4 protein-coding genes are annotated in these 8253 nt (G+C 51.4%); 2 read left to right on the top strand and 2 right to left on the bottom strand.

Features of this window, described 5'->3' with window-relative positions; all coding sequences use genetic code 11:
• Positions 1 to 160: 160 nt before the first annotated feature.
• Both AB1656_05670 and AB1656_05675 read right to left on the bottom strand, forming a co-directional pair.
• Positions 161 to 2746, bottom strand: a complete 2586-nt coding sequence (locus tag AB1656_05670) for a DUF4838 domain-containing protein (protein MEW6234855.1) — start codon at positions 2744 to 2746, stop codon at positions 161 to 163.
• A gap of 228 nt (positions 2747 to 2974) precedes the next feature.
• The gene (locus AB1656_05675; GenBank protein MEW6234856.1) at positions 2975 to 3541 is read right to left on the bottom strand and encodes a TetR/AcrR family transcriptional regulator; all 567 of its coding nucleotides are present in this window, start codon (positions 3539 to 3541) and stop codon (positions 2975 to 2977) included.
• A 170-nt stretch (positions 3542 to 3711) separates the two neighbouring features.
• On the opposite strand from AB1656_05675, the gene AB1656_05680 reads away from it, so the two are divergent.
• Together AB1656_05680 and AB1656_05685 are read left to right on the top strand one after the other, a co-directional pair.
• Positions 3712 to 4887 (top strand): efflux RND transporter periplasmic adaptor subunit, encoded by a 1176-nt coding sequence (locus AB1656_05680; GenBank protein ID MEW6234857.1) that lies wholly within the window; start codon positions 3712 to 3714, stop codon positions 4885 to 4887.
• A 4-nt stretch (positions 4888 to 4891) separates the two neighbouring features.
• Positions 4892 to 8035: a multidrug efflux RND transporter permease subunit gene (locus AB1656_05685; protein ID MEW6234858.1), complete on the top strand. Its 3144-nt coding sequence runs from the start codon at positions 4892 to 4894 to the stop codon at positions 8033 to 8035.
• Positions 8036 to 8253: the final 218 nt, after the last annotated feature.

Below are 8253 nucleotides of genomic sequence, written 5' to 3' on the forward strand. Positions count from 1 at the left end.
AGCATGAATTTGTTGAATTTAAAATCCCTCACCCTAACCCTCTCCCAGAGGGCGAGGGAATGGAATTTCGTCACGTTATGTCTTAACTTAATGACATTGCCTCCTAACCTCCCCCAAGCATGGGGGAGGAATAAAAGAATTTTTGCATGAGGCTCTCTTTTTACTGATTTTCGATGGCATCCATTGCATTATGGAACGCTTCCCTGTGCGGCTGTCCGCTTTCGGCGTAGTGCGTGACGCCTTCGCGCTGGGCGATTTCCGTATACCGTTGGTACGTGCGATCGATAACGGCCTTTTGCGGGTCGCGCTTGCATTTCAGATACATGATGGGCAAACGCGCCATTTCCACCCTTTTGCGGATGGCGTCCGAATCCGCCACAATCTCAGCCTGGTCGAATATCGCTTCCGCCTGCTTGATAAATTCATCGGAGAATAGGGGATCGTCCGGCTGCAATCCCAAATGAATATGCGTATCCGGCGTGAGGCGGTTATGCAAAAGATCGAAATATTGGCGAACGTATTGGCCGCTGCGTCCATAATAGCCGTACATGAAATCGTCGATGATTTGTTGAACGTCGCAGTCGGGATTCCATAACAGTTTGGAGATGAGGTAAGCGCGCAACTCCGCAAATTCGCCGCCGCGGCTTTGATAGGCGGCTTGCTCCATAACGCCGATGGCGTGATGATCGCGGAAAAATTGCAGACTGGGCTGGAGAGCGCGGAAATTGGGATAGGGCATGACGTAATGGGAAAAATTGACGACGTAATCCCAGATATAGAGATTGGGAGCGATGGCGGACCATCCTTCGATGTCCTTCACGAAGGACTCGTTTTCAGGACAGTGCGTGAAATCGTGCGCGAAGCAGCATTCGATGCTGCAAAGCCGGATCACGACGTTTTGGCGGGGGCGGATGGTTTTGCAGGGTTTGCGCGTGTATTGATAGGCCAGCGTACCGATGTATTTGTCGGGAAATTCCTTCTCTACGGCTTCCGCCACCTGATTGACGAACCAGAGAACGGGGCCGGATTCGCTCTCTTCCCGCTTAGCGATGGCTTGGCATTGATCGCATTGGCAAGGTCCCGCCCAGTCGTTTTGCGATACGGAGTAGATTAAATATTGGGGATTTTTACGTATGACGTTCAAGATGCGTTCTGTCATGATGCGCAGTACGTCTGGATTCGTCAAGCAAAGTTGCGCGTGTTGGTGGACGCGTTGGCCGTCGATCAGGCTGTAATATTCAGGATGGCTTTCGAAAAACTCGCTCGGCGGAACGAGGGGGAAAAACGTATGCACAGACCAGTAGCATTCCAAGCCGCCCGGCTGCTCCCGGTAATTCATGGCGCCGTTGACTTTGTTGCGCGCCGCCCAGATGGGATCGAAGGCTTCGAAATAAAAATCGTTGCGCACGCGCAGTCCCGGCGATTCGGTACGATTTAAATTATAAAAAGAATACGATTCTCTTTCGGGTATGACGCTGACGGAGGGAGTGTACCAGCGGCAGCCGAATTCGTTTTCGAGAAAGCTCATGACGCCGTACATGGTTCCGCGTTCCTTGCCGCCCCAAATGAAGATCGTCGACCCGATATTGCGGTAGGAGTAAGTTTCGTCGAGACGCTCCGGCTCGGCGGCTCCCTGATCGGCAAGTAAGGCCTGGCTATGATGGTTCCATCCCAAGACGATTTCGTTCGGCGTTGGATTTTCCGAATCGTTGCGAAGAGGGAACTCGGCGCCGCTGATTTCTTTAAGCCAATGCTGCAATTCTTTAGCGGCCCATTGCTCCGAATCGGAGGCGTTTTCGCCGACGATAATGGCGTAGTCTGTTTTTCCTTTTTGGAAAAGACTGTAGTCAATGCGGCGTCCAACCGAGAAGGGCAAATTGAGGATATTTTGCGAATCGTCCGCCAAGGAGATGACGATTCGCAGAATATAATCGCGATAAATGGAGGCGTCGACGCCGATGGGCGTTTCTTTCGTCCCCGGCCAGGTTTGTTTCCAAATAGGACGATCGGCGCCAGTTATGGGATAGGCTTCCAAATCCACTTTTTTGAATATCTTTTCCGCTAGCGGTTGGGAGCCGGTATATTCCAGCGCGGCTTCGCCGTTTTTATGGGTGAGGATGCGGAACAAATTTCTATCCGCCTTCAATTGATTCATGTCGAATGGCAGCAATCGGCAACAAAATCCCCAAAGATTTTCGGTCTCGGCGATTTTCAACAATAAGGTATTCCGCCCTTGATGAAGGACAATTGGAATTACATTGTCGTCCGCGTGAAGTCCGCGCCGGGCGGGAAGGTCTAAAATCTCTTCGCCGTTCAACCAGACTCTTATGCCATCGTTGCTTCCCAGCGCTAAAAAGCAGGGCTTTTCTTCCGGCGACTGTATTTCGCAGTACGCATAGGCTAGCACGAAGGCGTCTCTGGAAATGGGTTGATCTAAATAAACCAGGTTGCTTTCCGATTTGTATTCGATCCAGGAAGCGGAATGATCCCCGAATTTCTCCACTTGGCCGATTTGGATTTTGGGATGCGTTTCTCCGCCATGCGCTTTCAAGTAATCGATATAAAAACCGGATTGCGTTCGATCCTGTTTGTCGTAAGCTTTTTCTGGATTGGGGAAGGGGCCGCATAAGAGCCATTTCTGGAAAAATTGCGATGACGGTTCGTTATCGTATGTCGGGACTGCGGAATAAGCGGCGCTTACGGTCAAGATTAAAAGGAGGATGCCTAACGAATAAGATTTTGCCATGACTCAAGTCCTTTCGAAAAATCGATTTCAGCGATTGGCAATCTGGAAAATTGACAACGATATTTTTTTCTACGTTATCAGAATAGAATCCGAAAAACAAGAAATGATGAATGACGAAATTCTATTTCGACTTCATCCCTCATCACTCCTCTGAAACACTTTGACAAGAATTGGTGGGCTACGCTTCGCTTTGAGCCCACCCTACATTTCTTCATCACTCATCATTCCTCACTCCTCTTCGATCCAATCCATGAGCGCTTTCACGAAGCGTTTTCTTTTCTTTTTATCAAGGGGGGAGAATTGAATCAATTCGAGAAACGCCAATCCTTCCGCGGCGAAGGCGATAATAGCCGCTTTCTCGAAACTGGAAGTGGATTTTTCGATCGTATCCAATCTTTTTTTGAAAACTTCGCGTATGGGAGCGACCAATTTAGGGTCATTGGCGAAGACCGCCAAGAGGGAGGCGCAAACATTTTGATTGATTTGAAATTGGTTCATGGCTCCGCTCATTTCCAATCGAGCATGGACATAGGCTTTCAAATCCCTTCCCGGCCCCTCCGGGATTTGATTCCGAACTTGTTCGTGCAATTTATCGAATCGTTCTATGAGACGGGAGACGATGGCTTTTAGCAGGGATTCCTTTGTAGGGAAGTTGTATAAAAGACCGCCTTTGCTGATTTGCGCGCGTTCGGCGATGGCGTCCAAAGTCAGGTTGCCGGCGCCAATTTCCACGACCAACTCTTCGGCGCAATCTAAAATTCTGTCTTTGGCATTTCTCGGTTTTTTGCTATTCAACGTTCTACGCCTTTCCGCCGCCTTCATTATGGAAAAACCCTTGACGGTCTCATAACGATTATTATAATCTTTACAGTCCAGACGGTACAGTACGCGAAAACTAATTTTTGCGATTGACGATCAATAGAGGAAATTGCTAGGGCGTTCCCTATCCTTCATGGAGTATCGCGATGTCTCTCTCTTTGATAAAACTGCCACTGCTCGTTCTTTTTCTCTTCGGTTGGATGGCGCCTTCGCCGTTATGGGCGGCGGAATCCGCGCCTTCCCCGAATGGATCCACTCCTCCTCCGGAAGCGTCCTATATCGTTACGGAAGCGACGACGGTTCCGCTTGTCTATGAATTCGTCGGCATCACGGCGCCGTCCAAGATCGTTGAAATCCGGGCGCGCATCCGGGGTTTTTTGGATTCGCGACTTTTCAAAGAGGGCGCGGCCGTTAAAGAAGGAGAACTCCTTTTCAAGATCGAATCGGAATCGTTCGAAGCGGATGTGGAGGTCGCCGCCGCACGCGTCGAGCAGGCGACAGCTCGTCTACGCCTGGCGGAGCGCGAATGGGAGCGGGTGAAGAAATTGCGGGTGACGGGAAACTCTACGCCCAGCGACTTCGACAAGGCGCAAATGGAAAACGACGACGCCCGCGCTTCGCTGCGATTGGCCAATGCGGATCTTGCTAAGGCGAAGCTCGTGCTCAGTTATACGAAGATACACGCTCCCTTGAACGGAAGCATCGGAAAGTCGTACAAGGAACCGGGGAGTTTGGTGGACGACGGGCAAAACAGCTTGTTGGCCGAGATAACCCAAACCGATCCGATCTACGTCAGTTTCAAAATGAGCGAGCGCGAGTATTTAACTTGGAGGCAGGATGTATTGGCGAAGCGGATTTCGATTCCGGATGGCGGCCAAATGCGGTTTCGAATCGTTTTGCAAGATGGAGCGATATTCGGCCAGGAAGGGAAATTGAACTTTGAAGATCCCGTTTTTCATCCGGAAACGGGAACGTCGGAATACCGGGCGGAGTTTCCCAATCCCGACGCCGCTCTCAAGCCGGGACAGTTCGTAACATGCCGCATGGAAGGATGGACGCGGCCCCATACCATCGCCGTTCCCCAGCGGGCCGTCAACCAGATTCCCTCCGGCGCTTTTGTATTGGTCGTAAACGAAAAGAATGTTGCGGAATTCCGAAAAGTTGCGCTGGGGGCGTGGAGCGGCAAGGACTGGATCATTGCGGAGGGCTTGGAGCCGGGGGAAAAAGTGATCGTTGACGGCATGAAAGCGCAGCCGGGCATGGTTGTGCATCCTGTTCCTTATCGAGAGTATTCGAAGCCCGCCGCGGCGCCTCAAGGATAAATCCATGATTTCCAGGTTTTTTATAGATCGTCCTGTTTTCGCGTCGGTTCTATCGATTATCATCGTTCTCGCGGGTTTGGTTTCCTTGGTAACTCTGCCGGTGGCGAGATTTCCCGAAATTACGCCGCCGACGGTGGAAATCTCCGCCAAGTATCCCGGCGCCGATGCGGAGACCGTGGCGCAATCGTTGGCGGCGCCCATCGAGCAAGAACTCAGCGGCGCCAAAAACCTGCTTTATTTTCAATCCTATAGTTCCAATGACGGCGCTTTGAGGATCGTCGTAACGTTCGAAGTGGGAAGCGATCTCGATATCGCGGCGGTGGAAGTGCAGAATCGTTTGAAAATCGCCGAACCGCGATTGCCTCAAGAAGCGATCCGTCAAGGCATCACCATCAAGAAATCCTCCACCAGCATGATTCTGGTCGCCTCCGTCGAATCCGAGGATCCGCAATACAACGATTTGTTTTTAAGCAACTACGCCAATATTTACATGCTGGATACGTTGAAGCGGGTACCCGGCGTCGGCGACGCGTTCGTCGCCGGGGCTAAGGATTATTCCATGCGGGTTTGGCTGAATTCGGATTCGCTGACCGCCAAAGGCATAACGGTGACGGACGTCGCTGCGGCGATCCGCGAACAAAACGGCCTTTACGCCGCCGGGCGCATTGGAGCGGCGCCCAATTCCAACGAGCCGGAATTCACTATTCCCGTGATTACCAAAGGGCGTTTGCAGACGCCCGAGGAGTTCGAGCAGATCATTCTGCGCGCCGATTCCGATGGAACGATTCTGCGTCTCAAGGATGTCGGGCGCGTGGAATTGGGATCGCAAAGTTACGATATGCTCGCCCGCAAGAATGGTAAGCCGACGACCATCATCCTGACCTATCTCCAGTCGGGCGCCAACGCTCTCGATACGGCGTACGGCCTGAAGGAAGCGTTGGAAAAATTATCCAAAAATTTTCCCAAAGGCGTGAAATACGGGATTCCTTACGATTCCACGCTTTTCATTAAAATCTCCATTATCGAAGTGGTCAAAACCTTCGTGGAAGCCATTCTTTTAGTGTTAGCCGTCGTCTTTTTGTTTTTAGGCAATTGGCGGGCGACGCTGATTCCCCTTCTTGCCGTTCCCGTGGCTATCATCGGAGCTTTTACGGGTATGTTGGCGCTGGGATTTTCGATCAATTCCTTAACCTTATTCGGCTTGGTGCTGGCTATCGGCATCGTCGTCGACGACGCCATCGTCGTCGTGGAGAATATCGAACGCATCATGCATCAGGAGGGCTTGCCCGTGCGGGAGGCCGCCATCAAGGCGATGGATCAGGTTACGGGGCCGGTAATCGCCATTGTGCTGGTTCTATCCGCCGTTTTTCTTCCGGTTGCTTTCTTGGGCGGATTAACGGGCGAGATGTACCGGCAATTCGCCGTTACTATCGCCATCTCCGTCGCCATCTCCGGCCTGGTGGCGTTGACGCTCAGCCCGGCGCTTTGCCGCATCTTTTTGAAACCCATCGAAAAAAAGTTCTTTTTTTTCCGCTGGTTCGACGCTTTGTTCGGGCAATTTACCAAAGCCTACGTTTCGACGGTGCGCATGACGATCCGGCTGGGATTGATCGCCATTCTTATTTATGCGGGATTGATCTATATCACCGCTGGACTTTTCGATAAAGTACCCAGCGGTTTTATTCCACAGGAAGATCAAGGATTCGTTATTATTTCTGCGATGCTTCCTCCCGGCTCTTCCATCGATCGAACCGGAAAAGTTTTAAGCCAAATCGAAGAATTTCTTTTGCAGCAACCGGAAGTGCGCAACGTCGTTACGCTGGGAGGGCAGGATATTTTGGCGGGCCGTTCCGCCAGCACCAGCGCCGGACTGATGTTTGTCGAATTGCGGAATTGGAAAGAACGCCCGCGGCCCGATCAAAGCGTTCAGGCTTTAGTCGGGCGTATTTTCGGCCATTTCGCGTCTCTGAAAGAAGCGATGGTATTGGCTTTCAGTCCGCCGCCCGTTCAGGGAATGGGGATGAGAGCCGGATTTGAATTCCAATTGGAGAGCCGCAGCGGGGGCGATATCCGCGAATTGGCGGACGTGATGAATCGTCTCCTCGACGAAGCCAAAAAACGCCCGGAAATTGCGGGAATCAATGGCGTTCTCAATGTTTCGACGCCGCAAATTTACATTGAACTCGACCGTATCCGGACGAAATCCGCCCGCGTGGACGTCAATGAAGTTTTCGATGCGCTGCAAGCCTATCTGGGGGCCTTGTACGTCAACGATTTCGTAAAGTACGGACGCATTTACCGAGTACAGTTGCAAGCGGAATCCCAATACCGGCAAAATCCCGGCGATATTGGGAAATTCTATGTGCGCAATAAATCGGGAGAGATGGTTCCTTTATCCGGACTGCTGGCCATGAAAAACCAATCCGGACCCAACGTTGTCAGCCGTTTCAATACGTTTCCTTCCGTGCAGATCACAGGCGAACCCGCTGCTGGTTACAGCACGGGCCAAGTTATGAAGATCATGACGGATATTTCCGCCAATGTACTGCCGGCGGGTTATGGATTCGATTGGAGCGGCGCATCCTATCAGGAGGTGAAGGCGGGAAACCAAGCGCCCTATGTGATTGGTTTCGGATTGATCGTCGTTTTCCTGGTGTTGGCGGCGCAATATGAAAAATGGTCTTTGCCTATTGCGGTGCTGTTAGTGGTTCCCTTCGGCGCGTACGGCGCCATTGCGGCGATCTATTGGCGCGGAATATCCAACGATATTTACTTTCAAATCGGATTGTTGACTCTCATTGGCCTGTCCGCGAAAAACGCCATTTTGATCGTGGAATTTTGTTCCGTCCTGCATTCGGAGGGCAAAAGTTTGTTGGACGCCGCTTCGGAAGCGGCGAGACTGCGTTTGCGGCCGATCATTATGACCTCGCTGGCGTTCATTCTCGGCGTTTCGCCTCTCGTCGTTAGCAAGGGCGCTGGAGCGGCCAGCCGCCATTCCATCGGAACGGGCGTTATGGGCGGGATGTTGGCCGCTACCTTCCTGGCGATCTTCTTCATCCCCCTGTTCTTCGTCGTCATTCAATGGCTAAGCGAATTGCCCAGACGGGTAAAGCGAATGATCCTAAAAACAGGGATTAGTGACGAGTGACAAGTGATTAGTAAAAAGAAATTCAGCGATTTACGATATACATTCCGCTCACCTTTTGGGTGATAAGGATGCTATTACGCATCCTTATTAAGACGAAGCGGCAAAAAGTCTGCGTCAAAAACTGGAAAATTCACCTTTGCAAGGGGGATTTGGCTTGAAAAAAGCGTTGGGTTGCGCTATACTTAACTTATGTAAATACAATGTATAAGGTTGAGCAA

The organism is Candidatus Omnitrophota bacterium, from assembly GCA_040755155.1.
GTDB lineage: Bacteria > Hinthialibacterota > Hinthialibacteria > Hinthialibacterales > Hinthialibacteraceae > JBFMBP01.

Excerpts from the sequence above, each read along its gene's own strand:
- AB1656_05670 (MEW6234855.1), bottom strand. The coding sequence starts at position 2,746 with ATGGCAAAATCTTATTCGTTAGGCATCCTCCTTTTAATCTTGACCGTA.
- AB1656_05680 (MEW6234857.1), top strand. The coding sequence starts at position 3,712 with ATGTCTCTCTCTTTGATAAAACTGCCACTGCTCGTTCTTTTTCTCTTC.
- AB1656_05685 (MEW6234858.1), top strand. The coding sequence starts at position 4,892 with ATGATTTCCAGGTTTTTTATAGATCGTCCTGTTTTCGCGTCGGTTCTA.